General features: G+C 62.8%; 19 protein-coding genes. 13 read left to right on the forward strand and 6 right to left on the reverse strand.

What is annotated here, in order from left to right:
- Positions 1–7: 7 nt before the first annotated feature.
- Complete coding sequence (gene pcaD, locus PAQ31011_RS20475) at positions 8–796, forward strand: 3-oxoadipate enol-lactonase (protein ID WP_150577565.1); 789 nt, start codon at positions 8–10, stop codon at positions 794–796.
- On the opposite strand, the gene PAQ31011_RS20480 is transcribed toward pcaD, so the two are convergent.
- Positions 797–1,762 (reverse strand): helix-turn-helix domain-containing protein, encoded by a 966-nt coding sequence (locus PAQ31011_RS20480; protein ID WP_174990215.1) that lies wholly within the window; start codon positions 1,760–1,762, stop codon positions 797–799.
- Positions 1,763–2,040: 278 nt separating this feature from the next.
- Here PAQ31011_RS20480 and pobA point away from each other — a divergent pair, with 278 nt between their 5' ends.
- Both pobA and PAQ31011_RS20490 read left to right on the forward strand, forming a co-directional pair.
- Entirely contained in the window at positions 2,041–3,219 is a 1,179-nt protein-coding gene (gene pobA, locus PAQ31011_RS20485) for a 4-hydroxybenzoate 3-monooxygenase (protein WP_150577567.1), read from the forward strand.
- 267 nt (positions 3,220–3,486) lie between these two features.
- On the forward strand, positions 3,487–4,866 hold the full coding sequence (locus tag PAQ31011_RS20490; RefSeq protein WP_150577568.1) for an MFS transporter: 1,380 nt from the start codon (positions 3,487–3,489) through the stop codon (positions 4,864–4,866).
- A gap of 79 nt (positions 4,867–4,945) precedes the next feature.
- On the opposite strand, the gene PAQ31011_RS20495 is transcribed toward PAQ31011_RS20490, so the two are convergent.
- The 3 genes from PAQ31011_RS20495 to PAQ31011_RS20505 all read right to left on the reverse strand — a co-directional run bounded on the left by PAQ31011_RS20495 (position 4,946) and on the right by PAQ31011_RS20505 (position 8,227).
- Positions 4,946–5,806 (reverse strand): DUF72 domain-containing protein, encoded by an 861-nt coding sequence (locus PAQ31011_RS20495; RefSeq protein ID WP_150577569.1) that lies wholly within the window; start codon positions 5,804–5,806, stop codon positions 4,946–4,948.
- Positions 5,807–5,930: 124 nt separating this feature from the next.
- Complete coding sequence (locus tag PAQ31011_RS20500) at positions 5,931–7,685, reverse strand: chloride channel protein (protein WP_150577731.1); 1,755 nt, start codon at positions 7,683–7,685, stop codon at positions 5,931–5,933.
- 104 nt (positions 7,686–7,789) lie between these two features.
- The gene (locus PAQ31011_RS20505) at positions 7,790–8,227 is read right to left on the reverse strand and encodes a MarR family winged helix-turn-helix transcriptional regulator (RefSeq protein WP_150577570.1); all 438 of its coding nucleotides are present in this window, start codon (positions 8,225–8,227) and stop codon (positions 7,790–7,792) included.
- Positions 8,228–8,477: 250 nt separating this feature from the next.
- On the opposite strand from PAQ31011_RS20505, the gene PAQ31011_RS20510 reads away from it, so the two are divergent.
- A complete protein-coding gene (locus PAQ31011_RS20510) occupies positions 8,478–8,720 on the forward strand; it encodes a hypothetical protein (protein ID WP_039400430.1) in 243 nt (80 codons plus the stop codon).
- A 75-nt stretch (positions 8,721–8,795) separates the two neighbouring features.
- Here the strand turns inward: PAQ31011_RS20510 and PAQ31011_RS20515 are convergent, their stop codons facing one another.
- Complete coding sequence (locus PAQ31011_RS20515) at positions 8,796–10,025, reverse strand: porin (RefSeq protein WP_150577571.1); 1,230 nt, start codon at positions 10,023–10,025, stop codon at positions 8,796–8,798.
- A 383-nt stretch (positions 10,026–10,408) separates the two neighbouring features.
- On the opposite strand from PAQ31011_RS20515, the gene PAQ31011_RS20520 reads away from it, so the two are divergent.
- The 5 genes from PAQ31011_RS20520 (at position 10,409) to PAQ31011_RS20540 (ending at position 15,081) form a co-directional block, all read left to right on the forward strand.
- Positions 10,409–11,383 (forward strand): N-formylglutamate amidohydrolase, encoded by a 975-nt coding sequence (locus PAQ31011_RS20520; RefSeq protein WP_150577572.1) that lies wholly within the window; start codon positions 10,409–10,411, stop codon positions 11,381–11,383.
- Positions 11,380–12,174 carry an IclR family transcriptional regulator gene (locus PAQ31011_RS20525; RefSeq protein WP_150577573.1) on the forward strand — a complete coding sequence of 265 codons (795 nt, stop codon included), beginning with the start codon at positions 11,380–11,382 and terminating at the stop codon, positions 12,172–12,174. Before PAQ31011_RS20520 ends, PAQ31011_RS20525 begins: the two co-directional genes overlap by 4 nt.
- A gap of 67 nt (positions 12,175–12,241) precedes the next feature.
- Entirely contained in the window at positions 12,242–13,729 is a 1,488-nt protein-coding gene (locus PAQ31011_RS20530) for a YfcC family protein (RefSeq protein ID WP_150577574.1), read from the forward strand.
- A 259-nt stretch (positions 13,730–13,988) separates the two neighbouring features.
- Positions 13,989–14,477, forward strand: coding sequence for a hypothetical protein (locus tag PAQ31011_RS20535; protein WP_150577575.1), 489 nt, complete (start codon positions 13,989–13,991; stop codon positions 14,475–14,477).
- Entirely contained in the window at positions 14,464–15,081 is a 618-nt protein-coding gene (locus PAQ31011_RS20540) for a hypothetical protein (RefSeq protein WP_150577576.1), read from the forward strand. Before PAQ31011_RS20535 ends, PAQ31011_RS20540 begins: the two co-directional genes overlap by 14 nt.
- Here PAQ31011_RS20540 and PAQ31011_RS20545 read toward each other — a convergent pair.
- On the reverse strand, positions 15,038–16,477 hold the full coding sequence (locus PAQ31011_RS20545) for a DEAD/DEAH box helicase (protein WP_150577577.1): 1,440 nt from the start codon (positions 16,475–16,477) through the stop codon (positions 15,038–15,040). The two genes, PAQ31011_RS20540 and PAQ31011_RS20545, sit on opposite strands and share 44 nt — an antisense overlap.
- A gap of 124 nt (positions 16,478–16,601) precedes the next feature.
- Here PAQ31011_RS20545 and PAQ31011_RS20550 point away from each other — a divergent pair, with 124 nt between their 5' ends.
- From PAQ31011_RS20550 to ahpF, 4 genes are all read left to right on the forward strand, one after another.
- Positions 16,602–17,900 carry a helix-turn-helix domain-containing protein gene (locus PAQ31011_RS20550; protein ID WP_150577578.1) on the forward strand — a complete coding sequence of 433 codons (1,299 nt, stop codon included), beginning with the start codon at positions 16,602–16,604 and terminating at the stop codon, positions 17,898–17,900.
- Between the two features lie 44 nt (positions 17,901–17,944).
- Positions 17,945–18,625, forward strand: a complete 681-nt coding sequence (locus PAQ31011_RS20555; RefSeq protein WP_150577579.1) for a Vgb family protein — start codon at positions 17,945–17,947, stop codon at positions 18,623–18,625.
- Positions 18,626–18,792: 167 nt separating this feature from the next.
- Complete coding sequence (ahpC, locus tag PAQ31011_RS20560) at positions 18,793–19,356, forward strand: alkyl hydroperoxide reductase subunit C (RefSeq protein ID WP_039372199.1); 564 nt, start codon at positions 18,793–18,795, stop codon at positions 19,354–19,356.
- Between the two features lie 195 nt (positions 19,357–19,551).
- On the forward strand, positions 19,552–21,144 hold the full coding sequence (gene ahpF / locus PAQ31011_RS20565; RefSeq protein ID WP_150577580.1) for an alkyl hydroperoxide reductase subunit F: 1,593 nt from the start codon (positions 19,552–19,554) through the stop codon (positions 21,142–21,144).
- The last annotated feature ends 86 nt before the right edge of the window (positions 21,145–21,230 follow it).

Here is a 21,230-nt window from a genome sequence, read left to right on the forward strand (position 1 = left end):
GACGCAAATGACGGTAGAACGTCTGATCGACGTGGGCGATGCCCAACTGCGCGTCGCCATCGACGGCGACGACCATGCACCTGCGCTGGTGTTGTCCAACTCGCTGGGCACGACGCTCGACATGTGGGCGCCGCAAGTGCCTGCGCTCGCGCGCGAGTTCCGTGTGATTCGCTACGACACGCGGGGGCACGGCGGCTCGTCCGTCACGCCGGGACCGTATGTCATCGACCAGTTGGGACGCGATGTCGTCGCATTGCTCGACGCGCTCGACATCGAGCGTGCGAGCCTCGCGGGCGTATCGATGGGCGGGATGACGGGCATGTGGCTGGGCATTCACGCGCCGCAGCGTCTGAATCGTCTCGCCATTGTCTGCTCGTCGGCCCATATCGGTGCGGAAGACGTGTGGAATGGCCGGATTCGCGCCGTGCAGGCCGACGGCATGAACGCCGTGACCGACGCAGTGGTCTCGCGCTGGTTTACGCCTGAGTTCGCCGAGCGCGAGGGCGCGACCGTCGAGCGCATGAAGGCGATGTTCCGCTCGCTCGCGCCTAACGGGTATGCGGCGGCTTGCGCAGCGGTACGCGACATGAATCAGCTGGACGAGATCGCTGCGATCACTGCGCCGACGCTGGTCATCACCGGCTCGGGCGATCTGGCAACGCCGCCTGCGATGTCGACCGCGATGGTCGAGCGCATCCCCGGCGCGAAGCAGGTCATTGTGCCGGGCGCACATCTCTCGAACATCGAGTGTGCACCGGCCGTCACCGAGGCGTTGCTGACCTTCCTGCGCGGCTGATTATTCTGTGATGGCGGCGACGAGATCCGCCGCAAGGTCGGCCTCGTCGCCCAGATGCGCGTGTTGCGCCGTTCGCCGGAAGGCCGACGGCGTGACACCGACGTGCCGCTTGAACACGCGGCAGAAGTAGGCGGGGTCCTGAAACCCCAGTTCGTAGGCCACGTGAGAGACTGGCGCGGGGATGTAAATCAGCTTGCGTCGCGCCTCCAGCATCAATCGGTCCTGTACCAGATCGAACGCCGATTTTCCCGAGATGCGTCGGCACAGACGGTTGAGCTTGCTCTCCGTCACATGCAGCCGTTCCGCGTAAGCCGGCACCGCCCACGCTTCGGTGTAGTGCGACTCCACCAACGCGCGAAAGCGCGCGAACAGATCCAGTTCGGTACGTCCCGTGCGCGTGGCCGAATCGTGATGCGCATGCAGACGGGCGAGCAACAGCAGCACGCTGCGTGTGAGCCATCCGACCATCTCCGCGTGCCCCAGTTGCGGGCGCGAGAACTCGTCCATGATGAGGCCCAGCAGCGTGTAGAGACGGTCGCGTGTCTGCGGCGCGTCGGCCAGCGGGAACAGCCACGGCTTTCGTAGCAGCGACGCCATGTCGGCATCCGCCCCGATGGCAGCGTCGAACGGCACGCTCTGCGCCATCGTGAGCACGAAGCCATGCGCCCCGCGCGAGAATCGGAAGTTGTGTACGGCAGACGGATGCACCGTGATGACGGCCGGCCCCTCGACTTCCCACGTCGCGTCGTCGACGTTGGCTTCCACCGTCCCCTCGAAAATCGCGAGCACCTGGAACAGTCCCAGATGGCGATGCGTATCGATATGCCAGTCGTAAAGGCGGCTGCGTGTTTCGATCCATTCGATATGGACGAAGTCGCCGCTGTCGGTTTCGGTCAACTCGCCATACAACGAGAATTCCGGAATCGTCTCGCGCGCCGCGCGCAGCCGGGATGACGCGCCTGACATACTGGTTTTCCCTTGGTCTAGGTTGTCGAAAAAGTACAAGAAAGTCGTCGATTCATCCATTCAACGCGACGCGCGCGCTCCATAAGATATGACGCATTCGCCCCTCGTGACAAGGCATCAAAATGACTTCGGACATGCTCGTTTACGCGCAGTCCTAAGTGGGGGCGGTCGGCGTGAAGCATCCAAGAAATGCAATCCGTCGACATGCGAATTTCCTGTCACGAGATGTCCGGCGCAGGTGTGCCGGACGCGGGCGGTGCAATGAAAGGAGACAACTCATGCGCACCCATTACCCCGTCGTTATCGTCGGTGCCGGTCCCGCCGGCCTGCTGCTGTCCCATCTGCTGCATCTGCAAGGCATCGAGTCCATCGTGCTCGAATCGCGCTCGCGTGAAGCCGTCGAATCGACGATTCGCGCTGGCGTGCTTGAGCAGGGTACGATGGATATCCTGAACGAGACCGGCGTGGGTGAACGCATGCGTCGCGAAGGCGCGGTGCACCACGGCGTCGAGCTGGCGTTTGGTGGACAGCGTCACCGCATCGCACTCACGGAGCTGACCGGCCGCGCGATTACCGTCTACGCGCAGCACGAAGTCATCAAGGATCTGATCGCCGCACGAGAAGCGGCGCAGGGTGAGATTCTGTTCGACGTGTCCGACGTCTCGGTGCACGACATCGATAGCACGCAACCGAGTGTGCAATTCACGGTGGGCGGACAGACGCGCCGACTCACGTGCGACTTCATCGCGGGCTGCGACGGCTTCCACGGCGTGTGCCGCCCGGCGATGCCCGCCTCGGTGCGCAAGGAATACCAGCGCGTGTACCCGTTCGGCTGGTTCGGCGTGCTGGTCGAGGCCCCGCCGTCGTCGGACGAACTGATCTATGCCGCGCACGAGCGTGGCTTTGCGCTCATCAGCACCCGCTCGCCCACGGTGCAACGCATGTACTTCCAGTGCGATCCGAATGAGCGCGCGGAGGAATGGAGCGACGCGCGCATCTGGGAAGAACTGCACGCGCGCACCGAGAGCGACGACGGCTGGCGTCTTACGGAAGGGCCGATCTTCCAGAAGAACGTGGTGGCAATGCGCAGCTTCGTGGCGACGCCGATGCAGTACGGCCGTCTGTTCCTGGCGGGCGACGCGGCTCACATCGTGCCGCCGACCGGCGCGAAGGGGATGAATCTGGCGGTGGCGGACGTGTGGCGTCTGGCGCGTGCGCTCGATGACTTCTTTCATCGCGACAGTGAAACCGGGTTGCAAGGCTATTCGGAGGCGGCGCTTAAACGCATCTGGCGCGCAGAGCATTTCTCGTACTGGATGACGCGCATGCTGCACCGGATCGACGATGCCACGCCGTTCGAGCAGCAGATGCAGCGCTCGGAGCTGGAGTACGTGGTCAGCTCGCGCGCCGCGTCGCTCATGCTGGCAGAGAATTACGTCGGGCTGCCGCTGGCCTGAGCGTTGCGGGTGTCAGACCATCCATAACTGCCCGTTATGGATGGCTTGACGAAAGATCATTTCGACAGGCAAGGTAAGGACGTACATTAGCGGCAGAAATCCGCTTCGCTGCAATGCCGCATCAAGACGGCGAGCAGCCATCGTGCCGGACACCCCGGTCATTGTCATGCGCGCCACCCCCGACATCCGGGCGCGCACCGGCGGCGACGATTTCAAAAAAATAATGGAATGAACAACGGGGCGGCATCGCCCCGAGGAGACAGCGTCATGAATCAACCGCGCACGGTGGACGTGCCCGCCTACATCAACGCACAGCGATTTTCCGGCTATCAGTGGCTGGTGCTGATCCTGTGTTTCTTCATCGTGGCCATTGACGGATTCGACACGGCGGCCATCGGTTACATCGCACCGTCGCTGGTGCAGCAATGGCACATCGACAAGGGCTCGCTCGGCCCGGTACTCTCGGCGGCGCTCTTCGGCCTGGCGGGTGGTGCAATCTTCGCCGGACCGCTCGCCGACAAGGTCGGTCGCAAGACGATGCTCGTGTTGTCAGTAGTGTTCTTCGGCATTGCCAGTCTTGCGACGGCGTTCGCACAGGATCTCCAGACGCTGACCGTGCTGCGCTTTCTGACGGGCCTCGGTCTGGGGGCTGCCATGCCCAACGCCGTGACGCTGATTTCCGAGTACGCGCCGGAAGCGCGCCGTGCGGTGATCGTCAACACCATGTTCTGCGGCTTTCCACTGGGCGCATCGGTCGGCGGGTTCGTCGCCTCCTGGCTGATTCCGCACTTCGGCTGGCATAGCGTGCTGGTGCTGGGCGGCGTGCTGCCGTTGGTGCTGTCGGTGCTGCTGATCGTCTGCCTGCCGGAGTCGGTGAAGTTTCTCGTGGTCAAGCAGAAGCCAGTGGAGCGGGTGCGTCGCATTCTGTCGCGCATCTCTGGCGAGTCGCTCGATGACGTCGGCGCATTTACCGTCGTGGAAGCCGCACCGAAGCGCGCCGGTTCGGCGATGGGTGTGGTGCTGTCCAAGCAATACGGTTTCGGTTCGCTGATGCTGTGGGTCACCTACTTCATGGGGCTGGTGATCTTCTATCTGCTCACGAGCTGGATGCCGATTCTGTTCAAGGACGCGGGCTTCACGATCGAGCGCGCTGCGCTGATCACGGCGCTGTTCCCGCTCGGCGGCGGCATCGGCACGATTCTGTCGGGCTGGCTGATGGACAAGTTCAACGCGCAGAAGGTCGTGGCCGTGGGCTACGCGCTGACTGCTGTGCTGGTCTATGCCGTCGGACAGGCGATCGGCAACATCGGCATGCTGGTGACGCTGATCTTCCTCGCGGGCACGGCGATGAACGGCGCGCAATCGTCTATGCCGTCGCTGGCGGCGATGTTCTATCCGACGAACGGTCGTGCGACCGGCGTGGCCTGGATGCTAGGTATCGGACGCTTCGGCGGCATCGCCGGCGCGCTGCTTGGTGCCGAACTGGTGCGTCGTCACCTCGGCTTTTCGGCCACGTTCTCGCTACTCGCGATTCCGGCCGTGATCGCGACGGTCGCGCTGCTCGCCAAGAACGCATGGGAGCGTTCGAGCGGCAACCGCCCGGCACAGAGCGCCAGCGAGGCCCGCAACTCGGCCGCGATGCACTGACATGGAAAGCGTACGCGGCTAATCGATTGACCGTAGTGGCTGTAGGCTGTACCGACGCGGCGCCTCGTGCGCCGCGTTTTTATTTGCGCTTGGCGAGTGCCTCGATCATCGCCATCGCAGCGGCCGGGTTGCGTTCCTTGAAGCCGCTGATGACATAGAGAAAGACGTCGCGATGCTTGGCCTTCGGTGGGGCTTTGGCCACGGTGTCGAGATCGTCGGGAACGCCGCCGTTCGCGAACGTGGTCGCACGGTCGAGCCACTGCGTCATGGCTTTAGGCGCGTAGCCGAGTTTGTAGCGTTCCTCGGTGCCCATGAGGCGTGCGTAGACGAAGGGCGCGCTGACGTCGGCGATGCACGGGAATTTGGCATCACCGGCGAGCACGATGGCCATCTTGTACTTGCGCGCAAGCGCGACGAACTCAGGTACGGCAAAGGACTCGTGACGGACTTCCAGAGCGTGGCGAATCGTGTGCCCGTTCGCGGACGTCGGCAGCAAGTTCAGAAAATGCTCGAAGTCTTCGGCGTCGAACTGTTTCGTCGGCGCAAATTGCCAGTTCACCGGGCCGAGCTTCTTGCCGAGTTCCAACACGCCGCTATCGAAGAAACGCGCCACGGATTCACCTGCCTCCCCCAGCACGCGCCGGTGCGTCGCGTAGCGCGACGCCTTGACCGAGAACACGAAATCGTCCGGCGTTTCGTCGAACCAGCTGCGGAATGTCGCGGGCTTTTGCGAGCCGTAAAACGTACTGTTGATTTCGATGGACGTGAGGTGACGGCTTGCGTATTCGAGCTCACGACGCTTGGGCCACTTCTCGGGATAGAACGTGCCTTGCCACGGCGCGAAGTTCCAGCCGCCGACGCCGATGCGAATGCGCGTGTCGGGAGCTTTGGACGGCGTTGTTGCGGAGGACGAAGCTTTGGAGGATCGGGACGTCGCCATCGGGCAGAGGCGCACGCGCCGGTGCGCATTCGGTGGGAGGAGGCCCCGATGGTGGATCAACGGCCGGGCGCGCGTCAATGGTGTCGACGCGCGCCCGGTATTTCACGTATGCGAGCGATAATGCTCAGCGACGTTTGCGCCCGAGGTGCAGCATGCGCTCGCGCACTTCCTCTTCCGAGCGCCAGTGTTCAGCCGGTTTGACGAGGTCGCTACGGCTGATGATGCCGACGAGCTTGCGCGAGGTGGCGTCGCTCACCACCGGCAGACGCTCCAGATGGTGCGCGGCGAAGCGGGCGGACACGATGCGTCCGGTCTCCGACGGCAAGGCGACAAGCGGTGGATTCACGCCGTACAGCTGGCCCAGCGTTTGCAGACCTTGTTCCTGTGCCCGCGTAAGCGCCTGACGGTCGACCATGCCGAGTACGGCGCGCGACGCATCGATCACCGGATAGGCGCGGTGACGTTGCGTTGCCCCGAACGCCCGTTGTGCGGCTTCGTCGATGGTCATATCGGCGACAAGGGCTTCCGGCTCGCGTGTCATCAACTCGCCGACGTGCAGACGCTCCAGTGGATCGACGCCGTATTCGCGGTGGATGTGACGCCCACGCCGCGCAATCTTCTCCGTCATGATCGAGCGGGGCATGATCCAGATCGTTACGCCATACGACACGCCACAGGTCAACAACAACGGCAGCAGCGCGTTGACGTCGTGCGTGAGGCCCAGTGCGAAGACGATGGCCGTGAGCGGCGCACCGAGCACGCCCGCGAGCGTGGCGGCCATACACACGAGCGCCCACAGCGTGATGTCGCCGCCGGGCAGAATCGGCGCGAGCAAAGTCCCCAGGCCGGCACCGATCATGAGCAGCGGGGCGAGCACGCCGCCGGAGGTGCACGAGCCGAGCGCAATCGCCCAGATCAGCGCTTTGACGAGCAGCAGCGCCGCGGCCGCATGCAGCGTGAAGTGACCGGCGAGCAGGTCGGCGATCACGTCATAGCCCACGCCCAATGCGCGCGGTTCGAGATAGCCGCCGACGCCTACGGCGAGGCCGCCGATGGCAGGCCACCACATCCAGTGCACCGGCAGCTTGTGGAACGCGTCTTCGATGGCGTACAAGGCGCGTGACATCCCCGCTGAAAGCAACCCGGCGCACACACCCGCGATCACGCACGAGACCAGTGCAATCGGAGAGACGGCGGGCGTCGTCATGGGGAAGAGCGGCCCGGCTTCGAGCAGCAACGGACGCGCGAAACCGGCGACGGCGCACGCCACGATCACCGGCAGCAGACTGCGCGGGCGCCATTCGAACAGCAACAGTTCGACAGCCAGCAGCACGGCGGCGACCGGCGTGCCGAACACGGCCGTCATGCCCGCCGTGGCACCGGCCACGAGCAGCGTCTTGCGTTCGGCGGCGCTCAGGTGAAAGTACTGCGCGATGAGCGAGCCGATGGCCCCGCCCGTCATGATGATCGGACCTTCCGCGCCGAACGGTCCGCCGCTGCCGATCACGATGCCGGACGACAGCGGTTTGAGTACGGCTACGCGCGGCGACATCTTGCTCTTGCCGAAGAGAATCGCTTCGATGGCTTCCGGAATACCGTGACCACGAATCTTGTCGCTGCCGAAGCGCGCCATTGCACCGACGATCAGGCCGCCGATGACTGGCAGCACGATGACCACGGCGCCAAGCGTGTTACCGGCGGGCGAGTGCGGAGCGAACGAGAGCGTCTGATAGAAGAAGAGGTTAGTGAAGCCCTGAATCAGGTTCAGCAGCAACCAAGCGGCGGGCACGCCGCAAAAACCGATCACGGCGGCCAGTGCGATGAGGCGCGGCAGTCCCGGCGCGCGCGCGAAGTCGCGGGCGTGTTCCGGCAAGGCCATGGGCGCGAGCGGTGAGTGATGGGCGTTCGACGCCTGCGCAGAAGCAGGCAGAGAAGCCGGTTGAGTCGTAGGTTGTGAAGCGGATGCCATGACAGTCCTGGGAATTACAAATGAACGCCACGAATGTGGAAGATGTCCGCAAACGTGCTCAATTCGTTGCGGTGCTGCGCGGCCAGATTCGCGAGGCAGGCTTCACCGGTCGGCGAGAGATGCACCTCGACCACGCGCCGGTCGCTCTCGTTCTGGCGGCGGGTCACGAGCCCGGCCTTTTCACATCGGGCTACGAGGGCCACCACGCTGTGGTGCACCGCTTGCAGGCGCTCCGCCAATTCACTGATAGACGCCCACTCGCGTCCCGGGATACCTTTGACGTGCAGCAACAACAGGTACTGCTGGGGCGTGATGCCCCCTTCGCGTGCCGCCGTCTCGCTGAAATTGAGGAAGCGGCGCAGGCGATAACGAAACTCGGAGAGCGCTTCGAAATCGCTCTTGGTCAGCGCGTCGCTTGTGATCGGTGCGTTCGGCGGAGTCGATGCAGTCATAAGTCGGCCGTCAGGGAAATGGGATGTGTCCGAAAACCAAAAAATATATCACATCACGATATATATACTCGGTCTTAGGGATAGCCGGGGTGACAATTCACGGCTGACACGTGCAGAATCGCGAAAAAACGAGACTCAGTAGTGACTGGAAACTCGATCCCCGCCAAGACGTAGCAGTGCCGGAGTGCTGTTCACCGGGAACCGGCGACAGACGTCTTCCGAGCGGGCCGACCTCTGACAGGGAGGAGACATGGCTTCCACGGTCCGACGCCGCTGGCGTACGGGTACGTTGTTGTTGCTGTCGGTGGCACTCGGTTCGACCGTTGCCGCTTATCACTACGCCACCGGATTCGAGATCGGCGGCGGTGTTTTTCAGCAGATTGGCTTCGGACGTCAGGGCACGTCGTCTGGACATGCCGCGCACGCGCGCGGTGCGCCGTCACGCTGTTCCGGGAGCGATTGCCGGGACGACGGGGAGTCGCCTCCCCGTTGATGTCCGGTAAAGCTCGGCCGCACCCCGTTGCAGGGGGCGGTTTTCCTTCGCTTTCCTACTTCAGTTCATGCTGCCTCAGAACGTATGACGCATGCCGATCGTCATGGCGTTTTGGGTCGCGTCGCGTCCCGGTGCGCCGCCGGTGATGCCCGGGTTGTACATGTCGGTTGCGCGCAGGTTGGCGAAGTACGTGTAGATGTCGGTGCGTTTGGACAGGAAGTAGTCCAGACCAACGTTGAACTGCAGCAGGCGACCCGTCGCCGGTGCGCCGACGAACGAATAGCGCGAGTGCAGCACTGCGCCGATCAGCTCCAGATTCGGCAGTACCCAGTAGTTCACACCCACGTCGAAGACATTCGTCGCGTTGTTGTTCGACCCGGCGGCCGCGAATGCGCCACTGCTTGCCGCGCTGGTGAACGTCGTGGCGAGCGGGGCAGCAGTGCCGCCGAAGCGTGCCAGCGGTTGCAGCGTGCGTGACCACGACGCGTAGACGCGTGCCTTATCCCACTTGTAGCTCGTGCCGACCATCCACGTGCGGATACACACGGCACCCGCATTGCCGTAGGCCGGATCGCAGCCTGCACCGGATGAGGCGCCGACGTCGCTCGACGTGTTGGTGCTTGCCGTGCCCGTGCCCAGACGCGACTGCCAGTAGCCGAAGCCCACACCGAAACCCCCGTACTTGTAGTTCGCGCCGAAGCCCAGCGATTGGCCCGTGGCCATCGAACCGGCAGTGCCTCCGAAGCCGTACGTCACGTTGGCGGTCAGCCCGCGGAAGTCCGGCGTGTCGTAACGGATCGAGTTGTTGGCGCGATTGCCGCCCACGCGGTCGAGGTTGTTGTCGTGAACGCCGTTGATGAAGACGCCGAAGTTGTAGACGCTCGAATACCAGGTGGCGATCTCGTCGATGTAGTCCTTGCGTCGTCCGATCTGCACCGTACCGTACGGACTGGACAGGCCCACGACGGACGTGCGTCCGAGCGGCAGATTGCCCTGACCGGACGTGCCGTTCGCCACCGAGAAGCCGCCTTCGAGAATGAACAGCGCCTTCAGGCCGCCGCCGAGATCCTCCGTCCCCTTCATGCCCCAGCGCGATTGCTGGAGATCACCGCTGTCCACGCTGAATCGGCTACCCGTGGCAGTCCCCGTCGGTCCTGCGACTTTGCTGACGTAGGTCATTCCGCTGTCGATCAGGCCGTAAAGCGTGACGTTGGATTGCGCGAGCGCCGACGTGCTGAGCCCCGTCAGTGCCAATCCCATCCCCATGGCGGCCACGCGAGCGATTGGCCAGGTCTTGTGCTTCATATCCCCCCTCCGGGTGTTTGTGTGAAATTCGGTTTGTTACAAATGTTTTAATAATTAAAACAATGTTTTGAAAATTATCGAGTCGATGCTTTGAACACGTCAACCGCCGAGAAAAAAATCGGACCGATGGGAGGAGAGGGGATTGCCGATTTTTGTATTTCAATCACTAAAACATGCTTGATAGCATTGGCTTGCGCTGTGATAGGCGATGAGGTATTTGTCATCTCCTGCGTCGATGACAGATTCCTCAATTGACCGGCTCGAATTTTTGATGTTTAATTTTCAATACGTTGTTTTAATAAATAAAACAACAAGGATTCGTGAGTTTCGATGGCAGCGATTTCGACCGGTCAGCGGTCGTGGGAACGCGGAAAAAATTTTTGATGGTGACGCAAGAAAACAACAAGGCCGAAGTCGCGAACCTCAACACGGTTTCGTCGGCAGACATTTGCGCGTCGCGCAGCGAAGCGTGCGTGGTCACGCGTCCGGCCGCTGGCGCGTCCGGCGTGATCGATGTGTCCGATGTGACCGATGTGACATTACCGATCGTGTTCGACTCGCCGCATAGCGGCGTCGGCATGCCGGACGACTTCCACACGCAGGTGCCACGTGAAGCGTTGCTCACCGGCTGGGACGCCTTCGTCGATGAGCTTTGGGCATGTGTGCCGCGCCACGGCGGCACGCTCATCGCCGCGAACTTCCCCCGCATGTATATCGACGCGAATCGTGCCGTCACCGACATCGACGCCGACATGCTCGACGCGCCCTGGCCCGGTCCGATTGCGCCGGAGAAGTACTCGGCGCGCGGCATGGGGCTGCTGCGTCGCTACGCGCTGCCGGGCGTGCCCATGTACGACCGGAAGCTGACGGTCGCGGAGGTGCGTCATCGCATCGATACCTATTACCTGCCGTACCGTCAGGCACTGATCGATGCGGCGCAGGACGCTTACGAAAGTCACGGCGCGTTGTGGCACGTCGACTGTCATTCGATGAAGTCGCGCGGCAACGCCATGAATGTGGACGAGGGGGCGGCGCGCCCCGACATGGTGGTGAGCGACCGGCTGGGCACGACGTCCGACCCGGTGTTCACGCAGTGGGTCGCGGACCAGTTGCGCGAACTGGGCTATCGGGTGCAGGTCAATACGCCGTATCAGGGCGGCGATCTGCTGACAGCGGTGAGCGATCCGGCCCGTCGCCGTTCGAGCCTGCAAATCGAAATCAACCGCGCGTTGTACATGGATGAGGCGCGCTTTGTGAAGCACGCAGGATTTGATACGCTCGGGCGCAATCTGGAAACGTTCACGGCTGCGCTCGCCCAGTGGGTCCGCTCGCAGTCAAGCCCGAAGGAAATCCCATGAACTACATCGTCGATTCCGTCGACAGCGCCCTGAAACTGCTCTCGCTCGTCGCGGAGCACCCGGGGCTGGGCGTGACCGAGTTGTCCAACCGTCTGGGCATCAACAAGTCACGTACCTATCGCATGTTGTGCACGCTGGAGCACAACCGCTTCGTATTGCAGGATGAGCGCACGACGACCTATGCGCTCGGTCCGCAGGCGTTTGTGATCGGGGTAGCGGCCTCGCAGCAGAACATTCTCGTGCGAGCCGCGCAGAAGCACATGCTGACGCTCAATCAGGCGATCAACGAGACCGTTGTGCTGCGGGTGCCCGAGGGGCTGGAAACGGTGTGCGTCGCACGTTGCGAGACCACGCATCAGGTGCGCTCGGTCGGCTCGGTCGGCAATCGTCGTCCGCTCAGTTCGGGGGCGTCGGGCAAGTTATTGCTCGCGTTTTCGCAGGACGCTATCCGCAACGAGTTTTTTGCGCGGATGAAGCACGTGCCGGTCGCGGCCGACGCCATGGCGTTTGCGGACGAACTCGCCGCCGTCACTCGCAAAGGCTATGCGATGAGCGCGGGCGAAGTCACGAGTGGTGCCGTCGCCATTGCGGTGCCGGTGCGCGATGTGTCCGGCGAGGTCGTTGCGGCCCTCTCGATTTCGGGGCCGGAAGCGCGCATTAGCCGTATCGAGATTCCGGATTATCTGGAGCGTCTGCAAGCGTGCAGCCGTCAGATTTCCGCTGAGCTGGGTTACACGGGCGGCGCTGCCGCACCCGCCTCGTTCGAGGCGCAAGTCAACAAGGTGGCGTAGCCGACTGCCTCAGGCGCGGTGCGACGTCATTTCGCGAATACAACAAGAGACAACAGGCAGGACAGATATGACAGCACTCGCGCCGACACCCGTCGACGGGCATTCCGCATCCCCGCACTCCGAATTGCCGGACCCGCCGGCGGGACACACCGAGAAGCCGCACGGCAAGATGTTGCACCCCGTCGTCATGATGTTGTGGGTGCTCGTGATGGCCGTGGCGATGACGTGGTGGGTCGATGCCGGACGCTTCGAACGCGACGGCAAGCTCGTGGTGCCGGGCACGTATGAAGTGGTGCCGAAGACACACGACCTCGGCATGCTTGTCGCACCGAAGGCGACGCACAGCACGCCTGAGCAGGCGCAACCGGCGAACGTCGTCTCCGCGTTTCTTTCGGTGCCGCAAGGGCTAGTGAAAAACGCGCCGCTCATCTTCATGGTGATGTTCGTCGGTGGCATGTTCGGCGTCATGCGCAAGACGGGGGCCATCGATGCAGGGATCGACCGGCTGCTGCAACTCACGTCCGGCAACATGTATGTGCTCGCACCGTTGCTGATGGTGCTGATCGCGCTGGGCAGCACGTTGCTCGGCTTCATCTCCGAATATCTCGTTGTCATTCCGATGGTGATGGTGCTCACGCGCCGTCTTGGATTGTCGAATCTGTTTGCTGTCGCGCTGGTGGCGATTGCCGCGAAGATCGGTTACATCGCGTCAGTGACGAACCCGCTGGCGCTCGCTGTAGCGCAGCCGCTCGTCGGCTTGCCGTTGTTCTCCGGGATCGGTCTGCGTATTGCGGTGTTTGTGGTGTTTCTGGCGCTGGGCATCGCGTATTTCCTGTGGCACGTGTATCGCAGCGAGTACCGGTTAAGCGAGGCGCGCGCGCAGATGGCGACGGTGGCGCATTTGCACGCGCGGTTGTCGGGGCGTCATAAGGCGACGTTGCTTGTTCTTGCTGTGGCGGCCGCGATGCTTGTCTACGGCACGCGCGAATTGAAGTGGGGCAATCTGGAGTTGTCGGCCTTCTACGTGCTGACGAGTCTCGTGACGGCTGTCGTCGGGCGGCTCGATTCGCGTACCGCAGCGGATGCGTTCGTCGAGGGTCTCAAGGGCATGATGCTCGCCGGATTGCTGATCGGTCTGGCGGCATCCGTCGAGATCATTTTGCATGGCAGCTATGTGCTCGATACGCTGATCAACGACTTCACGCGCACCGTGCGTGGACAGTCGGCGGTGGCCGTGGCGAACGGACTGATGGGCGTGCAGATGGCGCTGGACGTCTTCATTCCCTCGGTCTCGGGAAAAGCCGCAGTGAGCATGCCGATCATCGGACCGATTGCGCAACTCTCGGGCGTCAGCCCGCAGACGTCGGTGCTGGCGTTCCTGCTCGGCGGCGGACTGACGAACATGATCACGCCGACGTCGGGCATGCTGCTCGCGTATCTCGCCACGGCGCGCGTGGGGTTCGGTCAGTGGATCAAGTTCATCCTGCCGCTGTTCCTCGTGCTTCTGGTGCTCTCGGGTGGCGCGCTCGCGTTCGCGGTGATGACGGGGTATTGAGTGAATTGCGTAGGGCTTTGTGAAAAGCCCAGCAATTTCTGATTTTCGCATCGAAGGCACGGGACCGTAGGAAGCATCCGGTGCGTGCCGCACGCCGTAGTTTCAGGGCGGAGACGCTTCAGTTCAAATTTCCCAGAGCAAATGCCTGCGTCGCACACGTTAGTGCGTCACGTAGGCTCATGACTTCTTCAACCGCTCGGTGATGGCGTAGCACGCGGACTACGCCTCGCGATCCTTGCCGAGTTCAATGAGTCATGAGATGAGCGAACTTCAACCCACACAATCCCCTCTCCTTAAACAATATCTCGAGCGCGTCGACGCCTTGTTTCGCGATGCGACTCAGTGGTGCCAACGCCGTTGGCTTGAGGTTGAAGTCCGACCGCATTCGCTGAACGAGGAACGAGAAGGAGAGTATGAAGTCCCCTCCTTGCGCATCTCAAGAGACGGCACTCTGCTGGGAAAACTCATTCCGAAGGCGTCGGACGTCATCGCAGGCGACGGACTCGTGACCCTAATTGGAGCGGTCAATTTCCATCATCTTGTGTTCTATGGCGAGTACGACCCGGGTTTCAAGTCGGCGACGATCGTGACTGACCAACATGGACGTGCGCTCAGAGCGCGGGTCACACGAAGAGTAGAAGAGGAAGGATGGTATTGGATCGAGTCGAGAGTGCGTCGTGCGGTGCTCGTCGATGAAGCACTGTTCATTGATTTGCTTGCAGACGTTTCCGGCTATGACCTTCAATAACCCATTGGAAGCTGTCTACAAAGCATATCTGCTGTCGCGTGAAGGTCTTTTTGCTGTAGAGCGCATCGCTGGTGAAAATAGTGATGCACTCAGGCCATGGACAGGGCTGTTGAGTGCCGCGCGTGAGGACGTGGGGACAGCCTTGGAGGTCGCAACACAACAGGCAGATGACCTCGCAGTTTTCGCTCTTTTCGCTACGTTTGAGCGATACGTCATCGAGCGGTTGCAAATGGCCAATGAGCGGCTGGCTTCGGGGCATCCCCTGGGATATTCCCGCAACCTCGCCGCGAAGTTCAAGTCAGCGGTCGAGTACTGGCGATTCGACGAGATTCTGGACCTATTTAAACCAGATTTGGATGTGGATCTCGTCGGGCGCGTGAAGCAGATCAAAAGGTATCGCGACTGGATCGCGCACCGGAACACCGATAAGACAGTACCTTCGCAAGCGGCCCCGGACGCGGCATTTGAAGTGTTAACCAAAGTCATCCGTCAGATCGATCACGCGCACGTTACGTCAAACACGGCTGACGTGGAGGCACCGACAGACCAGCGGAGTGTTATCAACGTTTGCCGCGACCATTTGCCGGTTTACCGGCGGGCTTAAGCAAATTCGCGACGGAGTCTTTCGCAGGCTTGCTGCGCGCCTTTTGTCCGCTGAATGGGTTGCCGCTTGCGGGCTTCGGGGTGTTGCCCGTCGACGTCGGGCGCGGTGTCCCAGGTTTGCGTGGCTTCTCGCCGTGTTGTGGGTTCGGCTTCTTGCCGGATGCGGGCTGTGCGCCCACGCCGGTCTGCAGCACCTTCGGTTTCTTCGGTTTTTTCGGCTTCTTGATGACCTGCCCCGTCGCGCTGGTCTCGGGCACACGATGTTCTGCCTCGAATCCGGGTTCTTCTTCACGGCGCAGGGTTTGCTGGATTAGCGCTTCGATAGCGGCCAACTGCGGTGCTTCATCGGCACACACGAGCGATACGGCTACACCGCTCGCCCCAGCGCGGCCGGTGCGGCCGATGCGGTGCACATAGTCTTGCGCCACGATCGGTAAGTCGACGTTGATCACGAGCGGCAGGTCGTCGATGTCCAGTCCGCGCGCGGCGACGTCGGTGGCCACCAGCATCTGCACCTCTCCCGACTTGAAGCGCTCCAGCGCACGCAATCGCGCGGGCTGCGGCTTATCGCCGTGGATGGTGTCGACCGCATAGCCTGCTTCGTCCAGAACGCCCGCCAGATAGTCCACGCCGTTGCGTGTTTTGACGAACACCAGCGCATGCTTCCAGTCGTTTTGGGCGACAAGATGCATGAAGAGATCCGGCTTGTTGCGCTTGTCCACCGGGATCACCCATTGCTTGATCTTGCTGGCCGTGGCATTGCGCGGGCTCACGCTGATATCGACCGGCTCGCGCAGAATGGTCGCGGCCATCGCGCGAATGTCGTCGGTGAATGTCGCGGAGAACAGTAGCGTCTGACGCTGGGCGGGCAGAGCCGCGAATACCGCGTTGAGTTCGCGTGCGAAGCCGAGATCCAGCATGCGGTCGGCTTCGTCGAGCACCAGTGTCTGCACCTGATCGAACTGCACGGCGTTCTGGCGATTCAGGTCCAGCAGACGGCCCGGGGTCGCCACGAGCACATCCACGCCCTTGCGCAACTTCATCATTTGCGGATTGATACTCACGCCGCCGTAAGCCGCGAGAAATCGCAAGCCAAGCCCCTTACCGTACTCGACGAAGCTTTGCAGCACTTGTTCCGCCAGTTCGCGCGTCGGCACCAGCACCAGCACGCGTGCCCGGTTGCTGGACACTTGCGGTCCGAGTTGCACGAGTCGCTGCAACAGCGGCAGCGCGAAGCCTGCCGTCTTGCCCGTGCCGGTCTGCGCGGCCGCCATGACGTCCTTGCCCGCAAGGACAACCGGAATCGCCTTCGCTTGCACCGGTGTCGGTGTCTGGTAGTTGAGATCCTGCAGATTCCGCAGCAACGGATCGATCAGACCCAGCGAGTCAAAAGACATGGACGTGTTCCGGACGAAAACCCCAATTTTAACGGTTACCGCGCCGTCGACTTCGTATTCTTCGTCATGACGTTCGACGGGGTTCGACCCTGGGCCTCACGGTCGCGCGCGGTAATATCCCGCGATGGACTCCCTTATTGCCGCTTCGGCCCGCGCGCTGGCGTCGGGCGATCCGCTCGGCGCACTGCGTCGCGTGGCGCTTCGCGATGATCCACCGGCGCTTGCGCTGCGCGGCATCGCGATGGCGCAGCTTGGGGATTTCGCTCGCGCCCGGGATCTGCTCAAGCGTGCCGCGCGCGGTTTCGGCACGCATGAGGCAGTCGCACGCGCACGGTGTGTCGTCGCGGATGCCGAAGTTGCGCTCGCCATGCGGGACCTCGGCGGCACTCACCGGGCGCTACACGCCGCCGCGTCGCTGCTTGCCGAGCGCGCCGATTTCCCCAACGCCATGCTTGCGCGGCTGATCGTCGCGCGGCGTCTGTTGCTGCTGGGCAAACTCGATGCGGCAGCACTTGCCCTGCAAGACGCGCCGTTGCCTCAGGTCCCCGCGCGATTGACGGCGGTCCATGCGCTGACGACCGCGGAACTTGCCTTACGTACCCTACGCGTTGCCGATGCTCAAGCCGCACTCGACTGCGCGCAGACCGCCGCAGCTGCGGCAGACGTCCCGGCGCTCAGCGCCGAAGTCGTGAGTCTTCGGCAGACGATGGAGCGTCCGGCGGCGAGACGATGGCATCGCGATGGTGAGCAGATGTTGTCGCTGGCGGAGGCCGCAGCCCTTCTGCACTCGGACACCCTGGTGGTCGATGCTTGTCGTCGCGGCATCGGCAGAGGGAACGTGTGGCGTCCGCTGGCTAGACGACCGGTGTTGTTCACGCTAGTGCTGCATCTGGCGCGCGCGTGGCCCGAGGACATCGACAGGCAGACGCTGATTGCCGAAGCGTTTCGGCTGCGTCGTCCCGACGAGACGCATCGTGCACGGCTTCGCGTCGAAATAGGCCGCTTGCGCACTGTGCTCAAAGGCATCGCCGAGATCGATGCGACGCCACGCGGCTTTGCCCTACGCCCCCTTGATCCCTTCGCCCCCTTCCACGTTGGCCCGCGCACTCAGACGAACGAGCGAACCACGACAGCCGCCGACCCTGCCGTCGCGACACCTTCGGTCACCGTCCTGCTGCCGCCCATCGACGGTGAGCGCGCCTCGCTCGTCGCCTTGCTGGCAGACGGTGCAGCGTGGTCGACGTCGGCGCTCGCCCTCGCATTGAGCGCGAGCCAGCGCTCTGTCCAGCGCGCACTCGGCGAACTCGAAGCGCAAGGGCGCGTGCGAGCCGTAGGTCTCGCGCGGGCTCGGCGCTGGATGGCCCCGCCGCTCACCGAATTCACGACAGTTTTGTTACTCCCTGCTGGATGGTCGTTTGGCTAGAGTGGACTTGCACGCCGAACGCGGCGTAACAACCGGAGCCTGACATGACGAGCACACCGCAACGAAACTTCCGCACGGCCGCCGTGAGCGCAGCCGACATCATTAGCGAATACGGTCCCTTCCCGGGCATCGAACGCATCCACGGCGTGACCTTTGACGGACAGCAGGTATGGGCGGCGACAGGCGAGACGCTCGTCGCCTTCGATCCTGCGAACGGCGAGGTCCGTCGTACCGTCGATGCACCGAGCGATGCCGGCACCGCTTTCGACGGCAAGCATCTGTACCAGATCGCTGAGTCGCGCATCGACAAGATCGAGCCGTCGACCGGGCGCGTGGTGCATTCGATTCCCGCACCGGCAGATCGCGGTAGCAACTCCGGTTTGACGTGGGCCGAAGGCAGCCTGTGGGTCGGGCAGTATCGCGACCGTCGCATTCTGCAAGTCGACCCGACCGATGGCCGCGTGCTGCGCACCATCGAGTCCGACCGCTTCGTGACCGGCGTGACCTGGGCGAACGACGAACTATGGCACGGCACGTGGGAGAACGACGAGAGCGAACTGCGCCAGATCGATCCCGTCAGCGGTGAAGTCTTGACGCGTGTGCAGATGCCCGACGGTCTGGTCGTGAGCGGACTGGAGTACGACGGTCGCGGCACGTTCTACTGCGGCGGCGCTGCCAGCGGCAAGGTACGTGCCGTGCGCTACCCGAAGGGCTCGAACCGCTGATCGGGCCCGAATCCACTGGCCGTCCGGACGGAGACGGTCGTCATAGCAGCCAGGCTATCGGTCTCGATAGCCTGGCTTAATCACATAGATTTCAATAATCAATTTCTATTAATCGATAGCGTTCGGCATACTGGCAACACTTTCCACCCCGTCCAAGAGACTACGACATGCCGATCATCAACACCCAGATCAAGCCGTTCAAAGCCAACGCCTACCAAAATGGCGACTTCATCACCGTGACCGACGAAACCCTGAAGGGCAAGTGGTCGGTGGTGGTGTTCTACCCGGCCGACTTCACCTTCGTGTGCCCGACCGAGCTTGGCGATCTGGCCGACCATTACGAAGAATTCAAGAAGCTGGGCGTTGAGATCTACAGCGTGTCGACCGACACCCACTTCACGCACAAGGCCTGGCACGACACGTCGGACACGATCCAGAAGATCCAGTACCCGATGGTCGCCGACCCGACGCTGGCGATCTCGCGCAACTTCGACGTGCTGATCGAAGAAGAAGGTCTGGCGCTGCGTGGCACGTTCGTGATCAACCCGGAAGGCGAGATCAAGCTGTGCGAAATCCACGACAACGGCATTGGCCGCGACGCCAAGGAACTGCTGCGCAAGGTGCAGGCCGCTCAGTACATCGCCGCACATCCGGGCGAAGTCTGCCCCGCCAAGTGGACGCCGGGCGCTGAAACGCTGAGCCCGTCGCTCGACCTGATCGGCAAGATCTAAGCACCACCCAGAGCTTTACCGGTAGTACCGCAGCAAGCGCCGCTCGTGTCACGCAGCGGCGTCTCCTGCCGGCGCGCGGGTCCCCCCTAAAGCCCGCTGCGCCGGCACCCAACCCCGAATTCCCGACGCTTACCTGCGCCAGCCCCCGGCCGACGCGGTGGACCTCGCTCACCCTATCGAGACGGAAAAACAGCCATGTTGGACGCGAACCTCAAAGCCCAGTTGCAAACGTATCTCCAGAAAGTCACGCGCCCCATCGAAATCGCCGTGTGGCTCGACGATAGCCCCAAGTCCGCAGAAATGAAGGCGCTGGTCGAAGAGATCGCCCCGCTGTCGGACAAGATCGCGGTCGTGGCACGCACCGATGCCGACGAGCGTCGTCCGTCGTTCGCGATCGGCACGCCGGGTGAGGCACCGCGTATTCGCTTTGCCGGGTTGCCGATGGGCCACGAGTTCACGTCGCTGGTGCTGGCACTGCTGCAAGTCGGCGGTCACCCGCTCAAGCTCGACGACGACACCATCGAGCAGGTGCGCGCACTCGACGGCGACTTCCGCTTCGAGACGTACATTTCGCTGTCGTGCCAGAACTGCCCGGAAGTCGTGCAGGCGCTGAACGTAATGGCGCTGATCAACCCGCGCATCCAGCAAGTCACCATTGACGGCGCACTGTTCCAGAACGAAGTCGAAGCGCGTCAGGTGATGGCGGTGCCGACGGTGTTCCTCAACGGCGAATCGTTCACGCAAGGCCGCACCAGCGTGAAGGAACTGCTGGCGAAGCTCGACACGGGGGCCACGGCGCGTGCAGCGAAGGCGCTGGAGAACAAGCCGGTCTACGACATGCTGATCGTGGGCGGTGGTCCGGCAGGCGCGGCGGCCGCGATTTACGCCGCTCGCAAGGGGATTGCGACGGGCGTCGTCGCCGAGCGTTTCGGCGGCCAGGTGCTCGACACGATGGCCATCGAGAACTTCGTCTCCGTCACGCACACCGAAGGGCCGAAGTTTGCGACGGCGCTCGAACAGCACGTGAAGACGTACGACGTCGACGTGATCGACACGCAACGTGCCGAAGCGCTGATTCCGGGCAAGATTCACGAAGTGCATCTGGCCAGCGGGGCAGTGCTCAAGGCCCGTGCCGTGGTGCTGGCCACCGGTGCACGCTGGCGCGAAATCGGCGCGCCGGGCGAGCGCGAGTATCGCAATCGCGGCGTGGCCTACTGCCCGCACTGCGACGGCCCGCTCTTCAAGGGCAAGCGCGTTGCGGTCGTGGGCGGCGGCAACTCGGGCGTAGAAGCAGCCATTGATCTGGCGGGCATCGTCAAGGAAGTCACGCTGATCGAATACGGCACCCAACTGCGCGCCGATGAGGTGCTCCAGCGCAAGCTGCGCAGCCTGCCGAACGTGCGCGTGCTGATGAATGCGCAAACGACCGAGATCGTCGGCGACGGTCAGAAGGTGAACGGCCTGACGTACCTCGACCGTGCCACGGGTGAGCGTTCGACGATTGCGCTCGAAGGTGTGTTCGTCCAGATCGGTCTGGTGCCGAACACCGAATGGCTCAAGGGCACGGTGGCGCTCTCGCGTCATGGCGAGATCGAAGTCGATGCCAAGGGCGCGACCTCGGTGCCAGGCGTGTTCGCCGCAGGCGACGTGACGACCGTGCCGTTCAAGCAGATCGTGATCGCTGTCGGCGAAGGGGCGAAGGCCTCGCTCGGGGCGTTCGAACACCTGATGCTCAGTTCGGTCGAAGATGAAATCGACGCCGAGCAGAACGAAGCCGCCGTGGCCTGAACATCCATCACGTCATTGCCGTTGTTATGAAATAAGCCACCCTCGGGTGGCTTATTTTTATGTGTCGGACGCGTGTTGCTTCGTGA

Source organism: Pandoraea aquatica, assembly GCF_902459565.1.
In the GTDB taxonomy this organism is placed as follows: domain Bacteria; phylum Pseudomonadota; class Gammaproteobacteria; order Burkholderiales; family Burkholderiaceae; genus Pandoraea; species Pandoraea aquatica.

Bases quoted from the DNA above. Each gene is read 5' to 3' on its own strand.
- pcaD (WP_150577565.1), top strand. From the start codon at position 8: ATGACGGTAGAACGTCTGATCGACGTGGGCGATGCCCAACTGCGCGTC.
- PAQ31011_RS20480 (WP_174990215.1), bottom strand. From the start codon at position 1,762: ATGTCAGGCGCGTCATCCCGGCTGCGCGCGGCGCGCGAGACGATTCCG.
- pobA (WP_150577567.1), top strand. From the start codon at position 2,041: ATGCGCACCCATTACCCCGTCGTTATCGTCGGTGCCGGTCCCGCCGGC.
- PAQ31011_RS20490 (WP_150577568.1), top strand. From the start codon at position 3,487: ATGAATCAACCGCGCACGGTGGACGTGCCCGCCTACATCAACGCACAG.
- PAQ31011_RS20495 (WP_150577569.1), bottom strand. From the start codon at position 5,806: ATGGCGACGTCCCGATCCTCCAAAGCTTCGTCCTCCGCAACAACGCCG.
- PAQ31011_RS20500 (WP_150577731.1), bottom strand. From the start codon at position 7,685: ATGGCCTTGCCGGAACACGCCCGCGACTTCGCGCGCGCGCCGGGACTG.
- PAQ31011_RS20505 (WP_150577570.1), bottom strand. From the start codon at position 8,227: ATGACTGCATCGACTCCGCCGAACGCACCGATCACAAGCGACGCGCTG.
- PAQ31011_RS20510 (WP_039400430.1), top strand. From the start codon at position 8,478: ATGGCTTCCACGGTCCGACGCCGCTGGCGTACGGGTACGTTGTTGTTG.
- PAQ31011_RS20515 (WP_150577571.1), bottom strand. From the start codon at position 10,025: ATGAAGCACAAGACCTGGCCAATCGCTCGCGTGGCCGCCATGGGGATG.
- PAQ31011_RS20520 (WP_150577572.1), top strand. From the start codon at position 10,409: ATGGTGACGCAAGAAAACAACAAGGCCGAAGTCGCGAACCTCAACACG.
- PAQ31011_RS20525 (WP_150577573.1), top strand. From the start codon at position 11,380: ATGAACTACATCGTCGATTCCGTCGACAGCGCCCTGAAACTGCTCTCG.
- PAQ31011_RS20530 (WP_150577574.1), top strand. From the start codon at position 12,242: ATGACAGCACTCGCGCCGACACCCGTCGACGGGCATTCCGCATCCCCG.
- PAQ31011_RS20535 (WP_150577575.1), top strand. From the start codon at position 13,989: ATGAGCGAACTTCAACCCACACAATCCCCTCTCCTTAAACAATATCTC.
- PAQ31011_RS20540 (WP_150577576.1), top strand. From the start codon at position 14,464: ATGACCTTCAATAACCCATTGGAAGCTGTCTACAAAGCATATCTGCTG.
- PAQ31011_RS20545 (WP_150577577.1), bottom strand. From the start codon at position 16,477: ATGTCTTTTGACTCGCTGGGTCTGATCGATCCGTTGCTGCGGAATCTG.
- PAQ31011_RS20550 (WP_150577578.1), top strand. From the start codon at position 16,602: ATGGACTCCCTTATTGCCGCTTCGGCCCGCGCGCTGGCGTCGGGCGAT.
- PAQ31011_RS20555 (WP_150577579.1), top strand. From the start codon at position 17,945: ATGACGAGCACACCGCAACGAAACTTCCGCACGGCCGCCGTGAGCGCA.
- ahpC (WP_039372199.1), top strand. From the start codon at position 18,793: ATGCCGATCATCAACACCCAGATCAAGCCGTTCAAAGCCAACGCCTAC.
- ahpF (WP_150577580.1), top strand. From the start codon at position 19,552: ATGTTGGACGCGAACCTCAAAGCCCAGTTGCAAACGTATCTCCAGAAA.